Below are 14,240 nucleotides of genomic sequence, written 5' to 3'. Positions count from 1 at the left end.
ACCGAAAGGCGCCAGCTTTGGCCGATACGATCTTCGTCTTGAATGGCCCCAACCTCAACCTGCTGGGCCTGCGCGAGCCGGAAATCTATGGGTCGGACACGCTGGACGACATTGCCGGCATGCTGGAGGACCGCGCCCGCGAGCTGGGGCTCGAGGTCGAGGTGCGCCAGTCGAACCATGAGGGGCATCTGATCGACTGGCTGCACGAGGCCCAGGCCGATGGCGCCCGCGCCGTATTGCTCAATCCGGGCGGCTACACCCACACTTCGATCGCGCTGCACGATGCGATCAAGAGCATCCGCACGCCGGTGATCGAAGTGCATCTCTCCAATCCCCATGCCCGCGAATCCTTCCGCCATGTGAGCTTCGTCGGCCGTGCCGCGAAGGGCACGGTGGCCGGGTTCGGGGCACAATCCTATATTCTCGCGCTTGAAGCCGCCGCGCGTCTCTGACAGAGGGCGCCGTTTCGTTTACAGAATTTCAAAGAAGGGTCGTATGGCCGAAGAAACCAAGTCGGGTGCAATGATGGTCGATATCGAGCTGGTCCGCCAGCTCGCCGCCGTGCTCGATGACACCCAGCTGACCGAGATCGAAGTCGAGGACGGCGAACGCCGCGTCCGCGTCGCCCGCAAGGTGACCGCGGCCCCGGCCGCGGTGCAGTATGCCGCGCCGCCTGCGCCGATGCTCGCCGCCGCCCCCGCCGCTGCCCCGGCCGAGATCATCGCCGCACCGCAGCCGGCCGCCAACGCGGTGAAGTCGCCGATGGTCGGCACCGCCTATCTCAAGCCGAATCCGGAAGCGAAGACCTTCGTGACCGTTGGCCAGCAGGTCGCCGCGGGCGACACGCTGCTGATCATCGAGGCGATGAAGGTGATGAACCCGATCCACGCGCCCAGCGCCGGCACGGTCAAGGCGATCCTGGTCGAGAACGGCCAGCCGGTCGAGTTCGACCAGCCGCTCGTCGTGGTCGAGTAACGGAACGGCCATGCCCGAGATCAAGAAGCTCCTGATCGCCAATCGCGGCGAGATCGCGCTGCGCATCCACCGTGCGTGCCATGAAATGGGCATCAAGACTGTGGCGGTGCACTCCACCGCCGATGCCGATGCGATGCACGTGCGCCTGGCAGACGAGGCGATCTGCATCGGCCCGCCGTCCGCGACGGAGAGCTATCTCAACATCCCGAACATCATCTCGGCCGCCGAGATCTCGGGCGCGGATGCGATCCACCCGGGCTATGGCTTCCTCTCGGAAAACGCCCAGTTCGCCGAGATCGTCGAGGCGCACGGGCTGATCTTCGTCGGCCCCAAGCCCGAACATATCCGCACCATGGGCGACAAGATCGAGGCGAAGCGCACCGCCGGCGCGCTCGGCCTGCCGCTGGTGCCGGGCTCGGACGGCCCGATCGCGGATCTGGAAGAAGCCAAGGCGATCGCCGCCAAGGCCGGCTACCCGGTGATCATCAAGGCAGCCTCGGGCGGCGGTGGTCGCGGCATGAAGGTGTGCACCAGCGAGGACCAGCTCGAGACGCTGATGCAGCAGGCCGGTAGCGAGGCGAAGGCCGCGTTCGGCGATGCCACGGTCTACCTCGAAAAGTATCTGGGCAACCCGCGCCACATCGAGTTCCAGGTGTTCGGCGACGGCAACGGCGCCGCGATCCATCTCGGCGAGCGTGACTGCTCGCTCCAGCGCCGCCACCAGAAGGTGCTCGAAGAGGCGCTGTCGCCGGTGATCACGCCCGAAGAGCGTGCGCATATGGGCGGCATCGTCGCCAAGGCGATGTCCGACATGGGCTATCGCGGCGCCGGCACGATCGAGTTCCTGTGGGAAAACGGTGAGTTCTACTTCATCGAGATGAACACCCGCCTCCAGGTTGAGCATCCGGTGACCGAGATGATCACCGGCCTCGATCTCGTCCGCGAGCAGATCCGCGTCGCCGAAGGCCATGGCCTGTCGGTGCGCCAGGAGGACATCGAGTTCCGCGGCCACGCGATCGAATGCCGCATCAACGCCGAGGATCCCCGGACCTTCGCGCCCTCGCCGGGCACGATCACCCATTTCCACGCACCGGGCGGCATGCACGTCCGCGTCGATAGCGGCATCTATTCGGGCTACCGGATCCCGCCCTATTACGACTCCATGATCGCCAAGCTGATTGTCTATGGCCGCACCCGCGAGGGCTGCATCCTGCGACTGAAGCGCGCGCTGGAAGAGTTCGTGGTCGACGGCATCAAGACGACGATACCGCTCCACCAGGCACTGCTCGACGATCCCGAGTTCCTGAAGGGCGACTATACGATCAAGTGGCTCGAGGAGTGGCTCGCCAAGCAGGACGAGGCAGCCGCGGGCTGACGACGACCAAGGGGGGGAAGGCCATGCGACACGGGTTACGCGTGATCCTGTTGCTGGCGGCGAGCGGCATGGTCGTCGCCGCCGGGCCTTCCTCCCCGGTTTCGGATCTGGCGGGGCGCTATAGTCACCGCTTTGCCAACGGCCTCGTCAACGGCGAGCGCTATATGAGCGAGGACATCGTCGAGATCGTCCCCGTCGACGCCAACCATGCCTATGTCCGCATGGAGCTCGCCTTCTTCAACGGTCATTCGTGCAGCCTTAGCGGCATCGCCCGCGCAGAAGGCGGCACGCTCGTCTATCACGAGCCGGCGGCAGCGACCGTGCCGGGCGAGCATTGCGTGCTGACGCTGAAGCGCGACGGCACCAAGCTGCCCTGGAGCGACGGCGAGGGCAGCTGCCAGAGCCATTGCGGCGCGCGCGGCGGCATGTCGAATGGCGACCTGCCCTGGGCTAGCCGACGCCCCATCACCTATCTGCCGCGGCTTCGCGGCTCACGCGAATATCGCGACGCGCTGGACGCGTGGCGCAAGGAAGGCAGCAAATGAAGGCCACCATCTACCACAACCCGCGCTGTTCCAAGTCGCGCGAGGCGCTGGCGATCCTCACCGAGGCCGGCGCCGAAGTTGAGGTGATCGAATATCTGAAGACTCCGCCCAGCCGCGAAACGCTGGCGGAGCTGTACAAGCGTGCGGGCATGACCGCGCGCGAAGGCCTGCGCATCGCCGAGGACGCCGCCAAGCCGCTCAAGGGCGCGGACGACGACACGATCCTCGACGCGATGGCGGCCAACCCGATCCTGATCGAACGCCCGCTGGTGGTTACCGAGCGCGGCGTGCGACTGGGAAGGCCGCCGGAGAAGGTGCGGGAAATCCTGTAAGGCTCGGCTCCCCTCCCGCTTGCGGGAGGGGTCGGGGGAGGGACCGACGTGTCGGCTCCTGCCGGGACGCCATCGCGGGCGACAACGTCATCCCCTCCCCTACCCCCTCCCGCAAGCGGGAGGGGAACGAGAAGCCTCAGCCCTTCACGCCCGCGACGATCGTCTCGCGCCACGGCGTGGTCGGGCGGCCGATCAGCCCCGACAGCGTGTGCGAATCGTCGAACAGCGTGCCTTCGCCCGCCCGCGCGTCGCTATCCGCAAGGATCGCCGCGAACGGACCCGGAATGCCCGCGCCTTCCAGCGCCTTGGCATACTCGGCCTGCGGCAGGTCCTGATAGGCCACCGGCTTGCCCGACGCCTCGGCCAGCGCCGCTGCCAGCTCGGCATGGGTGAAGCCGGTATCGCCCGCCAGCTCGAACGTCCCCGCGTCGCCGCGGGTCAGCACCACGGCCGCCGCCTCGGCATAATCGGCACGCGCCGCACCCGAGACGACTCCCTCGCCCGCGCTGCCGATCAGCACGCCGTGCTCGATCGCGGGGCCGGCGCTCATCAGGTAATTCTCGGTATACCAGCCGTTGCGCAGCAGCGCGGCGGGGATGCCGCTGGCGGCGAGCAGTTCCTCGGTCGCCTTGTGCTCGGCGGCCAGCTGCATCGGCGAGGTCTGCGCGCGGAGCAGGCTGGTATAGGCGATCAGCTGCACGCCCGCCGCCTTGGCCGCATCGATCACCGCCTTGTGCTGGGGTATGCGGCTGCCGATGGCGTTGCCGGAAACGAGCAGCAGCCGTGTCACCCCCGCCAGACCAGGCGCCAGCGTTTCCGGCGCATCATAGTTGAACGCACGCACCACCACGCCCTTGGCCGCGAGATCGGCGACGCTCTCGGGATTTCGCACCAGCGCGACGATCTGATCGGGCGCGACCTTGCCCAACAGGGATTCGACGACGAGACGGCCCAGCTGGCCCGAGGCTCCGGTAACGGCGTACATGGCAGTTCCTTTCCGATCATGGATTGACCAGAGCGATCTAGCGCACCACTTACGATTCGTAAGTACGCACACAAAGGTAAGTATCGAAAATGTCGGACGAGACGCCCCGCACCCTCGCCGCGATGATGGACCGCGGCGACGTGTTCGCCACGGACTGTCCGTCCCGCGCGGTGCTCAAGCGGATCACCAGCAGCTGGGGCCTGCTCGTGCTGGTGGCACTGCGGGACCGCACCCGCCGTTTCAGCGAACTGCGCCGCCGGGTGAACGGAGTGAGCGAACGCATGCTCGCCCAGACGCTCCAGCAGCTCGAGGCGCACCATCTGGTGACGCGCCGCAGCCTGCCGGTGGTGCCGCCGCACGTCGAATACAGCCTGACGCCGCTCGGCCGCGAGGCGGCGGCGAAGGTCGAGGACCTGGTCGAGTGGATCCAGGCAAACCTCGGCGATCTGATGCCCGCCGCGCTGGACGAAGCGGCCGAGTAACAACGGCGTTGTCATCCCGGCTTTCGCCGGGATCACGCACCTGGGAGCGCTCTTCGCGGCAGCCGCCACCAACGTGCACCAGCCGCAACCAGCCCACACCTGTCCTGCAGTGTACCTCGCCGCGCGCCCATGGCATGGCACCCCGCCATGATCGCCGCCATCGCCACCCTGCTCCTCTGCCAGCTGCTCGGCGAGGGGATCCATCTGCTCTCCGGCCTGCCGCTGCCCGGCGCCGTGATCGGCATGTTCCTGCTGCTCGGCTGGCTGCTGCTCCGCCCGGGCGAGCGCCCCACGCTGGTCCAGGTCTCCGCCTGGCTGACCGCGCATCTCTCGGTGATGTTCGTCCCCGCCGCGGTCGGGCTGATCGAGGAGGGGCCGGTGCTGGCGAAGAACGGCGTGGCGATCGTCGTCGCCACCCTCGCCTCGACGCTGCTGACCATGGCGGTCACCGCGCTGGTCTTCCGCTGGGCGCTCGCTCGCACGGAGCCCGCGGCGTGACCGGGGCGTGGAACCTCCTCCGGGAGACGCCGCTGTTCTGGCTGGCGGTGACGCTGCTGGTGTTCGAGGGCGCCGACCAGCTGTCGAAGCGCAGCAACCGCCACCCGCTCTGCCACCCGGTGCTGCTGGCGACGCCGGTGCTGATCGCCATCCTGCTCGCGACCCGCACCCCCTACCCCCTCTATGCGAACAACACTGCGATGCTGGGCTTCCTGCTCGGCCCGGCGACGGTCGGGCTTGCGGTGCCGCTGTGGCGCAACCGCGCGCTGGTGCGCCGCGCCGCCGGGCCGCTGCTGCTCGCGCTGTTCGCCGGATCGCTGACCGCAATCGTGAGCGTCACCGGCATCGTCTGGGCATTCGGCGGCAGTGCGCGGATCCTCGCCACCGTCGTACCGCGCTCGGTGACCACGCCGGTCGCGATGGCGCTGGCACAGCAGCTGGGCGGCATCCCGGCGCTGGCGGCGGTGGTGGTGCTGATCGCCGGCGTGTTCGGCGCGATGATCGCCACGCCGCTGCTCAACGCGCTGCGCATTTCGGACTATCGCGTGCGCGGGTTCGCCGCCGGAGTCGCCGCGCACGGCTTCGGCACTGCCCGCGCCTTCCAGGTGACCGAGATCGGCGGCACCTTCGCCGGCATCGGCATGGCGCTCAACGCCGCGATGACCGCGCTGCTGCTGACGCTGTGGGCGGTGCTGTAGCCCCTATTCGTCGGTCACGTCCTGCTTGGTGCCGTACAGCCGCACCGGGCGGCCGTTTTCGAACTCCACATCGGCGGTGAGCCGCATCTTGCGCAGTTCGCCGTCGCGGCGGCGGATTTCCACGTCGATGGTGAAGCTGGCCCCTTCGGACACCGCCCGGTCGCGCACCGCGCGCAGCAGCGCCTGCGACTCCGGCGTGTACATCCCGACGACATCGTCGCGGGTCAGCGGTTCGCCGCGCGGGACGCCGAACAGATCGTAGACGCCCGGCGACCAACGCAGCCCGTTCGTCGCGAGATCGCATTCCCAGGCGGCCGGCAGCGGGATCAGCGGTTCACCGACGCGCAGTCTCTTGCCGAGGAGAGGCTGGATGAGCATACCAAACGTTAGCATGGCCCAGTTAACGCAGCGTTCCCCACCCTCTCCGTAACTCCCGGGGTGACGCGCGGCGAACACCCCGCTAAGGGGTCCGGCCATGACCCAGATCACGCCCGAGATCGTGGCCGAGCACGGCCTTTCGCCCGAAGAATATGACCGCGTCCTCAAGGCGCTCGGTCGCGAGCCGAACCTGACCGAGCTCGGCATCTTCTCGGTGATGTGGTCCGAGCATTGCAGCTACAAGTCCAGCCGCATCCACCTGAAGAAGCTGCCGACCACCGGCCCGCAGGTCATCTGCGGCCCCGGCGAGAATGCCGGCGTCGTTGATATCGGCGACGGCCAAGCGGCGATCTTCAAGATGGAGAGCCACAACCACCCGTCCTACATCGAGCCCTATCAGGGTGCGGCGACCGGCGTGGGCGGCATCCTGCGCGACGTGTTCACCATGGGCGCGCGCCCGATCGCCAACATGAACGCGCTGCGCTTCGGCCGGCCCGATCATCCCAAGATGAAGCATCTGATCGCCGGCGTCGTCCATGGCATCGGCGGCTATGGCAATTGCGTCGGCGTGCCGACCGTGGGCGGCGAGGTGAACTTCCACCCCGCCTATGACGGCAACATCCTCGTCAACGCGATGACCGTTGGCATCGCCGATACCGACAAGATCTTCTATTCGGCGGCCTCGGGCGTCGGCAATTCGATCGTCTATGTCGGCTCGAAGACCGGCCGAGACGGCATCCACGGCGCCACCATGGCCTCGGCCGATTTCGGCGAGGATTCGGAAGAGAAGCGCCCCACCGTCCAGGTCGGCGATCCGTTCACCGAGAAGCTGCTGATCGAAGCCTGCCTCGAGCTGATGGCCTCGGACGCGATCGTCGCGATCCAGGACATGGGCGCCGCCGGCCTCACCTCCTCCAGCGTCGAGATGGCGTCCAAGGGCGGCGTCGGCATCGAGCTGATCATGGACGACGTGCCCCAGCGCGAAACCGGCATGACACCGTACGAGATGATGCTCTCCGAGTCCCAGGAGCGCATGCTGATGGTGCTCAAGCCCGGCCGCGAGGATTTCGCCGAGGCGATCTTCCGCAAGTGGGAGCTCGATTTCGCGGTCATCGGCCATGTCACCGATACCGGTCGCATGGTGCTCAAGTGGAAGGGCGACGTGGTGTGCGACATCCCGCTCGCCCCGCTGGCCGACGACGCGCCGCTCTACGATCGCCCGCACGTGCCGACGCCCAAGCAGCCCGAGCTGCAGAACGTGCCGGAATGCACCGATCCCGCCGCCGATCTCGTCAAGCTGATGGGCTCGCCGGACATCGCCAGCCGCCGCTGGATCTGGGAGCAGTATGACCACATGGTCGGCGGCGACACCGTGCAGCGCCCGGGCGGCGACGCCGCGGTCGTCCGCGTCCACGGCACCGACAAGGGCCTGGCGATCACCACCGATTGCACCCCGCGCTATTGCTTCGCGGACCCCGTAGAGGGCGGCAAGCAGGCGATTGCCGAAGCGTGGCGCAACCTTTCCGCGGTGGGCGCGACCCCGCTGGCGGTGACCAACTGCCTCAACTTCGCCAACCCGCAGCGCCCCGAGATCATGGGCCAGATCGTCGGCGCGCTGGAAGGCATGAGCGAGGCGTGCCGCGCGCTCGACTTCCCGATCGTCTCGGGCAATGTCAGCCTCTACAACGAGAGCAAGGCGACCGGCGGCGGCTCGGCGATCCTGCCGACCCCGGCGATCGGCGCGATCGGCCTGCTCAAGGACTGGCAGAAGAACTGCACCATCGCCTTCAAGGGCACCGGCGACGTGATCATCGCGGTCGGCGAGCGCGGCGGCCATCTCGGCCAGTCGATCTGGCTGCGCGAGATCTGCGGCCGCGAGGAAGGCCCGCCCCCGCCCGTCGACCTGATGATGGAGCGCCGCACCGGCGCGTTCATCCGCTCGGCGATCTGCGGCGGCGCGATCACCGCCTGCCATGACGTGTCGGACGGCGGCCTCGCGGTTGCGGTCGCGGAAATGGCGCTGGCGTCGAACATCGGCGCGATCCTCGACCAGCCCCAGCCGTTCGGCGTCGCCGGCAGCTGGTTCGGCGAGGACCAGGGCCTGTACGTGGTGACTGTGAAGGACGAGGCGCTCGCCGACTTCCTGGTCGCCGCCGACAAGGCCGGCCTTGCCGCCGATCCGATCGGCCGCACCATCGCCAACCGCATCATCTTCGAGATGGAGGAAGGCGATTTCTGCGTGAGCCTGGCCGACCTGCGCACGGCGCATGAGGGCTTCTTCCCGGCGCTGATGGGCGCGGCGGAAGCGGTCAGCGAGGAAAACGCGATTTAATGCACTTAAGCCCCTCCCCCTCGGGGGAGGGGTTGGGTGGGGCAGTGCCTCACCGAGAGCGACCGGCGTTCTGGAATCCCTCCACCCCCGCCCCCTCCTCCAAGGAGGAGGGGCTAAGAAGTGCGGGCCTCCAATCCCCGCACAACCCCCAAATGGGGGGTGCCGCGTCGCTCGCCTTGGGCTGGTGACACCGCAGTCATCGCGGCATCCTGCCCCCATGTCGAATTTCGGGAATCGAGCCAGGGGCGGCAGCGTCGCCTTGTCGGGCGGGACGCGGCCGGGCACCGCGCTGGACGGCGCCCGCCTGCGCGCGCTGGCCGCCGCATTGCTCGCGCTCGGCATCTTCTGGATCGACAGCTTCACCAGCTTCCACAGCGCGATCGCCACGCTCTATGTGCTGGTGCTGCTCCTCGCCGGCCCCAGCCTCGCGCGGCGGGAGCTGCTCGGCTGGAGCGCCGCCTGCGCGGTGCTGACGGTCACCAGCTTCATCGTCGTCCACCGCAGCGCCCCCTCGACCGAAGCCGCGCTGCGGCTGGTGGTGAGCCTCGCCGCCAATGCCGTCACCACCGCCTTGCTGCTCCACCGGATCGCGCTCGACGCGCGCGTGGCACGCGAGGAGCGCCGCTACGCGACGATGACCGACACGCTGGCGATTGCGATCTGGGAGCATGACTTCAGCTGCGTCGACGCCGCCATTCAGACGCTGCGCGCCAGCGGCGTCACCGATCTGCGCGCCTATCTGCGCGCGCACCCCGAATTCGTCGCCGGGATCCGCCGCCAGGTGCGCATCACCGACGTCAACCAGACCGCGCTCGACCTGATGGGGGTGTCGAGCAAGGCTGCCTTCTTCCGCAAGCTCGGCGACTTCCTCCCCGAAACCGATGCCAGCTTCGCCGAGTGCATCCTCGCCATCGACGAGCGCCGCCCGATGTTCCAGGCCGAAACCCAGGTCCTCGCCGCCGACGGATCGCCGATCGACATCATCGTCGCCTTCAGCCTCGCCCCCGGCACCTGCCTGGCGCACGTGCCCGGCAGCATCCTCGACATCCGCCAGCGCAAGCGGCTGGAAACCACCGTCGAGCGTACCCGCATCGAGCTGGAGCGCGTCCAGCGCACCGCCGCGATCGGCGCGATGTCCGCCTCGATCGCGCACGAGATCAACCAGCCGATCTCCGCCGTGCAGAGCTATGCCGATGCCGCCGCGCGCTGGCTCGCCCGGCCCGAGCCGGACCTCGCCGAGGTTCGGCTGTCGCTTGCCGGGCTCAACCAGGCGGTGGCGAACGTCCATGCGGTGATCCGGCGGGTCCGCTCGCTGGTCGGCGGCGCGCAGTGCGACATGCAGCCGCTCGGGCTCGGCACCCTGGTTGCGGACACGCTCGCCATCGCCGCGCGCGATCTCGACGCGCACGGCGCGCGCATCCATGTCGCGCCGCTGGGCGAGCCGACGGTGGTCGGCGATCGCATCCTGCTCAAGCATTTGCTGCTCAACCTGATCACCAACGCGCTGCAGGCGATGGAGGCGGCAGGGATCGCCGACAAGCGGATGGACCTGACGCTCCACGCCAAGGAGGAGCATGTCCTGCTGCTGCTGCGCGACCACGGGCCGGGCCTCGCGCCCGAGATCGCCGAGCCGTTCGAGACCTTCGCCACCACCAAGCCCGGCGGCATGGGGCTGGGCCTGTCGATCTGCCGCTCGATCGTGGAGCTGCACGACGGCCGCATTTCGCTTGCCAACCACCCCGATGGCGGTGCGCTGGCGGCGATCGAACTGCCGCTGGCGGCCTGAGTCCAGCGCTCCCCCCAGGCCGTCATCCAGGCGGAAGCCGGGATCCAGACGCCACGCGCTACCAGCTGGAGCCGAGACGCCGACCCCAATGGATTCCGGCTTTCGCCGGAATGACGATGAATAGGTGGGGCATCGTCAGCCCAGCGCGCGTTCCAATGCGCCGCAAAGCAGGTCCGGATCAACCGGCTTGTCCAGCAGCGCCACCAGATCCAGCGTGGCCGCACGCGCCCGCAATTCGGCGGTGGGATAGGCGGTCATCAGGATCACCGGCACCGTCGATCCGCGCTCGCGCAGCCGCTGGCGCAGCTCCAGCCCCGATCGGCCGGGCATCTGCAGGTCGGTGAGCACGCAGTCCGCGGCATCGTCGCCGGCATCGAGATAGGCGTCGGCCGAGGCATAGATCGCGGTGCGATAGCCGAAGGAGCGGATCAGGCTCGCCGCCGCATCGCGCACCAGGGCATCGTCATCCACCACGGCAACCAGGCTGTCCGGCACGCGCTACGCTCCAATGTCGCCGGGCCATCCGGGACTGGCTACAAAGCTAGGGTGCGTTGCCGCGTCTGTAAGCTATACGCTTGGTTATTCGGGAAACTACGCATTCCCATCGGAGGACGGCAGCGCCTCGGCCGCGCGGACCAGATCGGGCACGGTGCGCAGCCCCATCTTGCGCATCAGGCTGGCGCGGTGGAGCTTCACGGTGATCTCGGCAATGCCCAGTTCGCCCGCGATCTGCTTGTTGAGCAGGCCCCGCACCACGCCTTCCATCACTTGCTTCTCGCGCGCGGTGAGCGTGGCGAAGCGCTGGCGCAGCCCCGCGCTCTCGCGGGTGGCGGTGCGCCGTTCGGCGGCGCGGGCGAGCCCGGCATTGACCGCATCGAGCATGTCCTGGTCGCGGAACGGCTTGGTGAGGAAGTCCACCGCCCCGCCCTTCATCGCCTTGACCGACATCGGGATGTCGCCGTGGCCGGTAAGGAAGATCACCGGCAGATCGACCCCGCGCTCGGCAAGCCGGTCGCGGCACTCGAACCCGCCCATGTGCGGCATCCGCACGTCCACGACGAGGCAGCAGGGCGTTTCCGGCAACGGCGCGTCGAGAAATTCCTGCGCCGAGCCATAGTTGCGCACCGCGAAATCGACCGAGCGGAACAGCGAATCGAGCGATCCCCGCACCAGCGGATCGTCATCGACGACCAGCACGACGGGCTGCGCATCGGGCGCGGGAGCGAGGCGGGTCATGGGTTGCGATCCTTTCGCAACAGGCGTGGCGCAAGGGGCGCCGCCGGGCAATCCCGGATGGGGTGCGGAGGTACCCCCCGAACGGGCGGGCGGGCCAATTGGGCAAAGGGGCGGGCGAAAGGCGGAGGAAGTACCTCGTCAGCGTCCGCCCAGTTGCGACCGTTCAAGTCGTAGGCTCACGCCGTCAAAAGCTGCAGATTGCATACGTTTAAAAACCGACCTCAAGCGTTGCCACCGTCAAGCGATCCTGGACTCGGCCTACCAGCGTGACGTTGCCTCCGGGATAGTCCGGACCGTTCATCGCCATGATGGCGATCGTTGACATCTGCGCGGTAAAAAGAGGCTTGAAGGTTTTGGCATAAGGTGCGGTGACAAGCGTGGTTGAAGCTCGATCATCCGCCCAGGCACCGTAGCCCCAAGTGCTGCCAAGAAACCTAAGTGGGCTATCGGGCGAGGGCAAGGGAGTAGTCTGCTCCTCGGTGTGTGGGCCGTTGCACCCGACTTTAGTCAGTCGACCGTTTGAAAGCGTCCCATTCATGTAATCGGCTTCAAGCGAGTAACACTGGCCGTCGCTGAACGAAAGTGTGACGGGCAGATAGCCCGGTGACCATGCCGCAACCACATGCCGCTTCTGTGTTTCGGCAATCTCGAAAGCACCGACTACCTTGACGCGGCCTGTCGAAGTACCGCGCTTGTAGCCGGGTTCTACGCGGAAGAGCCTCGACAAGATCGTGTCAGGGATGCGGGTCAGGAGAGGTGCTTTTGGCTTGTCCAGTGCAGCAACCCCCGACTGAGCTCTATTGCCGCCATATCTGGCAGCAGGGACAAGTTGAGCGTGCGTGGCAAGGGCCGGAACCCCCAAGAGTACCGCCATGCTCATCCAAAGAACCGTGGCCTTACCCACCAGTCGCTTCCTCCTCGTCCGCGCGACATAGCCGATCTAGGCGACGGAGACGAGTCGACGACTCAAAAAGCGACGTTCCCGTTTCACCTTCCCTATCGGAAGGGCCGCAACCCGAAACTAGTCGGTATCACTCTCTGCAATTGCGAACGAAGAGGGTCCGCTTGCCACCAAAGTTGGCCATAGGCTTCTGCGACTGCCTCAGTTTTCCCGCGCCTGACCCCGCGCGCGGATGGCCGGCAGCGGCCGCGGTGCCGGACTTGCGGCCGGCGGCGGGCTCGGGCGGCTGGGCGCCGCGGCGGGGTGCGCTGTGGGCGGCGGCGGCGCCGGGCGCGGCGGCGGTGTGCCGGCGCCTTCGGGACGGGCGTGGCGCACCCAGCCCGGCGACATCCAGCCCCCACCACGGCCGGCCCCGGCGCCTGCCGGTGCTGCGGGCGCGGGCTGTGCCGGGGCAGTCGCCGGCGCCGGGCTCGGTTGCGGCGTACCCGCGCTCGGCCGGCTGCCCGGCGCACCGCCGGGACGCGGTCCCTGCCAGCCGGGGCGACCCTCGCCATCCCCCCGCCAGGGGCGACCGACCCAGCCATCCGGGCGCGGACGGCCGGCACCCGCTGCGGGCGCCCCGGCGACCGGCGGCTGGCCGGGCGTGCCGGCGGACGGCGGCGGCGCGGTGGGCACGGTACCCGGCGGCGGGGGTGGCGGCTGCGTGGGCCGCACGCCGCCCTGGGGCCGACCGGGACGGTCCGGACGCTGCCCCGGCAGCCCGCCCCACATCCACGGTCGCCCCGGTTTGACGGTGCCGGGCGGCGGCGCAGGCTGGCCTGCCCCCGGCACCGGCGCGGCGTTGGGCGGACGGCCCGGGCGCGGCGGACGATGCTGCCAGTGCGGCCCCAGCCCCGGCGGCGGGGCGCCCTGGAAGCCGCCGTTCCGCCAGCTGGCGAACGCTGCCGCCATCGCAGCGCGGCGGGCACGCTCGGCCGCCCAGCGCTGCTGCTCGGCGACGTCGATGCCGCGGGTGCGATATTGCCAGCCCGAATCCCAGCCGGGATCGATGCCGACGAAGAACAGGTTCAGATTGCCCCAGCTGGTGGTGTCGACCGCGTCCCACTGCCGGTCGAGCAGCGCGTTGCGCAGCCGCCGGCCGCGCTGGTACAGCCGCTCGCCCTCGCCGATCCAGCGCACACCCAGATCCTGCGGCAACAGCCGGCCGCTGCCGTCATACACCGCCGCGACATTGTCGTCCTGATAGCCGAAGCTGCGATCGGCCTCGCGCACCAGGAACGGTCCGCGGTTGCCGGGGGCGAAGAAATAGGTGCGCGGGCCTTCGGACCGGTCTTCCGTCACCACCCAATAGCCGTCGCGCAATTCCCAGGCGACCGGCGATCCGCCGTCGAAGCGGAAACTGTAATCGGGCGGGGCGTCGCCCAGCGTATCCCACAGCGTGCGGGCACGATCGATCCAGCGATAGCTGCTCTCGCCTTCCGCATCGACATCGGCAGAACCGGCGGTGACGATCGCGCCGTTCTGCGCGGCGGCCGGGTGCGCGCCGCCGCAAAGCAGTGCCGCACCGAGCATCCAGGGCGTGATCCGTGTCATCGCGTCATCCTATCCCGTATCCAGCCGCCAGCATCCGCCTGCCTGGGTGAACAAAGCATGACAACCCGGAACGTTCGGCAATAATATGAAAAACCTTGAATTAACCAATCTTTAGCGCCCTGCG

General features: G+C 68.4%; 16 protein-coding genes. 10 read left to right on the top strand and 6 right to left on the bottom strand.

Features of this window, described 5'->3' with window-relative positions:
• The first annotated feature begins 17 nt into the window (after positions 1-17).
• From aroQ to arsC, 5 genes are read left to right on the top strand one after another with little or no spacing between them, the layout of a single operon-like run.
• Positions 18-452: a type II 3-dehydroquinate dehydratase gene (gene aroQ / locus ACTJKY_RS06775; protein ID WP_440844962.1), complete on the top strand. Its 435-nt coding sequence runs from the start codon at positions 18-20 to the stop codon at positions 450-452.
• A 43-nt stretch (positions 453-495) separates the two neighbouring features.
• On the top strand, positions 496-975 hold the full coding sequence (gene accB, locus ACTJKY_RS06770; RefSeq protein ID WP_440844960.1) for an acetyl-CoA carboxylase biotin carboxyl carrier protein: 480 nt from the start codon (positions 496-498) through the stop codon (positions 973-975).
• Between the two features lie 10 nt (positions 976-985).
• Positions 986-2,350 (top strand): acetyl-CoA carboxylase biotin carboxylase subunit, encoded by a 1,365-nt coding sequence (accC, locus tag ACTJKY_RS06765; protein WP_440844959.1) that lies wholly within the window; start codon positions 986-988, stop codon positions 2,348-2,350.
• A 23-nt stretch (positions 2,351-2,373) separates the two neighbouring features.
• Entirely contained in the window at positions 2,374-2,895 is a 522-nt protein-coding gene (locus ACTJKY_RS06760) for a hypothetical protein (protein ID WP_440844958.1), read from the top strand.
• Positions 2,892-3,227, top strand: coding sequence for an arsenate reductase (glutaredoxin) (gene arsC / locus ACTJKY_RS06755; RefSeq protein WP_440844957.1), 336 nt, complete (start codon positions 2,892-2,894; stop codon positions 3,225-3,227). Before ACTJKY_RS06760 ends, arsC begins: the two co-directional genes overlap by 4 nt.
• Positions 3,228-3,363: 136 nt before the next feature.
• Here the strand turns inward: arsC and ACTJKY_RS06750 are convergent, their stop codons facing one another.
• The gene (locus tag ACTJKY_RS06750) at positions 3,364-4,212 is read right to left on the bottom strand and encodes an SDR family oxidoreductase (protein ID WP_440844956.1); all 849 of its coding nucleotides are present in this window, start codon (positions 4,210-4,212) and stop codon (positions 3,364-3,366) included.
• 89 nt (positions 4,213-4,301) lie between these two features.
• Between ACTJKY_RS06750 and ACTJKY_RS06745 the strand changes: the two genes are divergently transcribed.
• The 3 genes from ACTJKY_RS06745 (at position 4,302) to ACTJKY_RS06735 (ending at position 5,890) form a co-directional block, all read left to right on the top strand.
• Positions 4,302-4,694: a winged helix-turn-helix transcriptional regulator gene (locus ACTJKY_RS06745; RefSeq protein WP_440844955.1), complete on the top strand. Its 393-nt coding sequence runs from the start codon at positions 4,302-4,304 to the stop codon at positions 4,692-4,694.
• A gap of 147 nt (positions 4,695-4,841) precedes the next feature.
• On the top strand, positions 4,842-5,192 hold the full coding sequence (locus ACTJKY_RS06740; RefSeq protein WP_440844954.1) for a CidA/LrgA family protein: 351 nt from the start codon (positions 4,842-4,844) through the stop codon (positions 5,190-5,192).
• Complete coding sequence (locus ACTJKY_RS06735) at positions 5,189-5,890, top strand: LrgB family protein (protein ID WP_440844953.1); 702 nt, start codon at positions 5,189-5,191, stop codon at positions 5,888-5,890. The genes ACTJKY_RS06740 and ACTJKY_RS06735 overlap by 4 nt, the downstream gene beginning before the upstream one ends.
• Positions 5,891-5,893: 3 nt before the next feature.
• Here the strand turns inward: ACTJKY_RS06735 and ACTJKY_RS06730 are convergent, their stop codons facing one another.
• Entirely contained in the window at positions 5,894-6,268 is a 375-nt protein-coding gene (locus tag ACTJKY_RS06730) for a PAS domain-containing protein (protein ID WP_440844952.1), read from the bottom strand.
• Positions 6,269-6,365: 97 nt separating this feature from the next.
• On the opposite strand from ACTJKY_RS06730, the gene purL reads away from it, so the two are divergent.
• Both purL and ACTJKY_RS06720 read left to right on the top strand, forming a co-directional pair.
• A complete protein-coding gene (purL, locus tag ACTJKY_RS06725; protein ID WP_440844951.1) occupies positions 6,366-8,600 on the top strand; it encodes a phosphoribosylformylglycinamidine synthase subunit PurL in 2,235 nt (744 codons plus the stop codon).
• Positions 8,601-8,817: 217 nt separating this feature from the next.
• A complete protein-coding gene (locus ACTJKY_RS06720; RefSeq protein WP_440844950.1) occupies positions 8,818-10,386 on the top strand; it encodes a sensor histidine kinase in 1,569 nt (522 codons plus the stop codon).
• A gap of 135 nt (positions 10,387-10,521) precedes the next feature.
• On the opposite strand, the gene ACTJKY_RS06715 is transcribed toward ACTJKY_RS06720, so the two are convergent.
• From ACTJKY_RS06715 to ACTJKY_RS06700, 4 genes are all read right to left on the bottom strand, one after another.
• A complete protein-coding gene (locus ACTJKY_RS06715) occupies positions 10,522-10,881 on the bottom strand; it encodes a response regulator transcription factor (RefSeq protein ID WP_121074433.1) in 360 nt (119 codons plus the stop codon).
• A 96-nt stretch (positions 10,882-10,977) separates the two neighbouring features.
• Positions 10,978-11,622 carry a response regulator transcription factor gene (locus tag ACTJKY_RS06710; protein ID WP_440844949.1) on the bottom strand — a complete coding sequence of 215 codons (645 nt, stop codon included), beginning with the start codon at positions 11,620-11,622 and terminating at the stop codon, positions 10,978-10,980.
• Positions 11,623-11,830: 208 nt separating this feature from the next.
• Positions 11,831-12,526, bottom strand: coding sequence for a hypothetical protein (locus ACTJKY_RS06705; RefSeq protein WP_440844948.1), 696 nt, complete (start codon positions 12,524-12,526; stop codon positions 11,831-11,833).
• 198 nt (positions 12,527-12,724) lie between these two features.
• On the bottom strand, positions 12,725-14,116 hold the full coding sequence (locus tag ACTJKY_RS06700) for a hypothetical protein (RefSeq protein WP_440844947.1): 1,392 nt from the start codon (positions 14,114-14,116) through the stop codon (positions 12,725-12,727).
• Positions 14,117-14,240 lie beyond the last annotated feature (124 nt).

Source organism: Sphingomonas sp. 22176 (assembly GCF_052045505.1).
GTDB lineage: Bacteria > Pseudomonadota > Alphaproteobacteria > Sphingomonadales > Sphingomonadaceae > Sphingomonas.
Note: the sequence above shows the minus strand (reverse complement) of the source record. Positions and strands in the feature narration are given on the sequence as shown.

Coding starts and splice junctions, on each gene's coding strand:
- accB (WP_440844960.1), top strand. CDS start 496: ATGGCCGAAGAAACCAAGTCGGGTGCAATGATGGTCGATATCGAGCTG.
- accC (WP_440844959.1), top strand. CDS start 986: ATGCCCGAGATCAAGAAGCTCCTGATCGCCAATCGCGGCGAGATCGCG.
- ACTJKY_RS06760 (WP_440844958.1), top strand. CDS start 2,374: ATGCGACACGGGTTACGCGTGATCCTGTTGCTGGCGGCGAGCGGCATG.
- arsC (WP_440844957.1), top strand. CDS start 2,892: ATGAAGGCCACCATCTACCACAACCCGCGCTGTTCCAAGTCGCGCGAG.
- ACTJKY_RS06750 (WP_440844956.1), bottom strand. CDS start 4,212: ATGTACGCCGTTACCGGAGCCTCGGGCCAGCTGGGCCGTCTCGTCGTC.
- ACTJKY_RS06745 (WP_440844955.1), top strand. CDS start 4,302: ATGTCGGACGAGACGCCCCGCACCCTCGCCGCGATGATGGACCGCGGC.
- ACTJKY_RS06740 (WP_440844954.1), top strand. CDS start 4,842: ATGATCGCCGCCATCGCCACCCTGCTCCTCTGCCAGCTGCTCGGCGAG.
- ACTJKY_RS06730 (WP_440844952.1), bottom strand. CDS start 6,268: ATGCTCATCCAGCCTCTCCTCGGCAAGAGACTGCGCGTCGGTGAACCG.
- purL (WP_440844951.1), top strand. CDS start 6,366: ATGACCCAGATCACGCCCGAGATCGTGGCCGAGCACGGCCTTTCGCCC.
- ACTJKY_RS06720 (WP_440844950.1), top strand. CDS start 8,818: ATGTCGAATTTCGGGAATCGAGCCAGGGGCGGCAGCGTCGCCTTGTCG.
- ACTJKY_RS06710 (WP_440844949.1), bottom strand. CDS start 11,622: ATGACCCGCCTCGCTCCCGCGCCCGATGCGCAGCCCGTCGTGCTGGTC.
- ACTJKY_RS06700 (WP_440844947.1), bottom strand. CDS start 14,116: ATGACACGGATCACGCCCTGGATGCTCGGTGCGGCACTGCTTTGCGGC.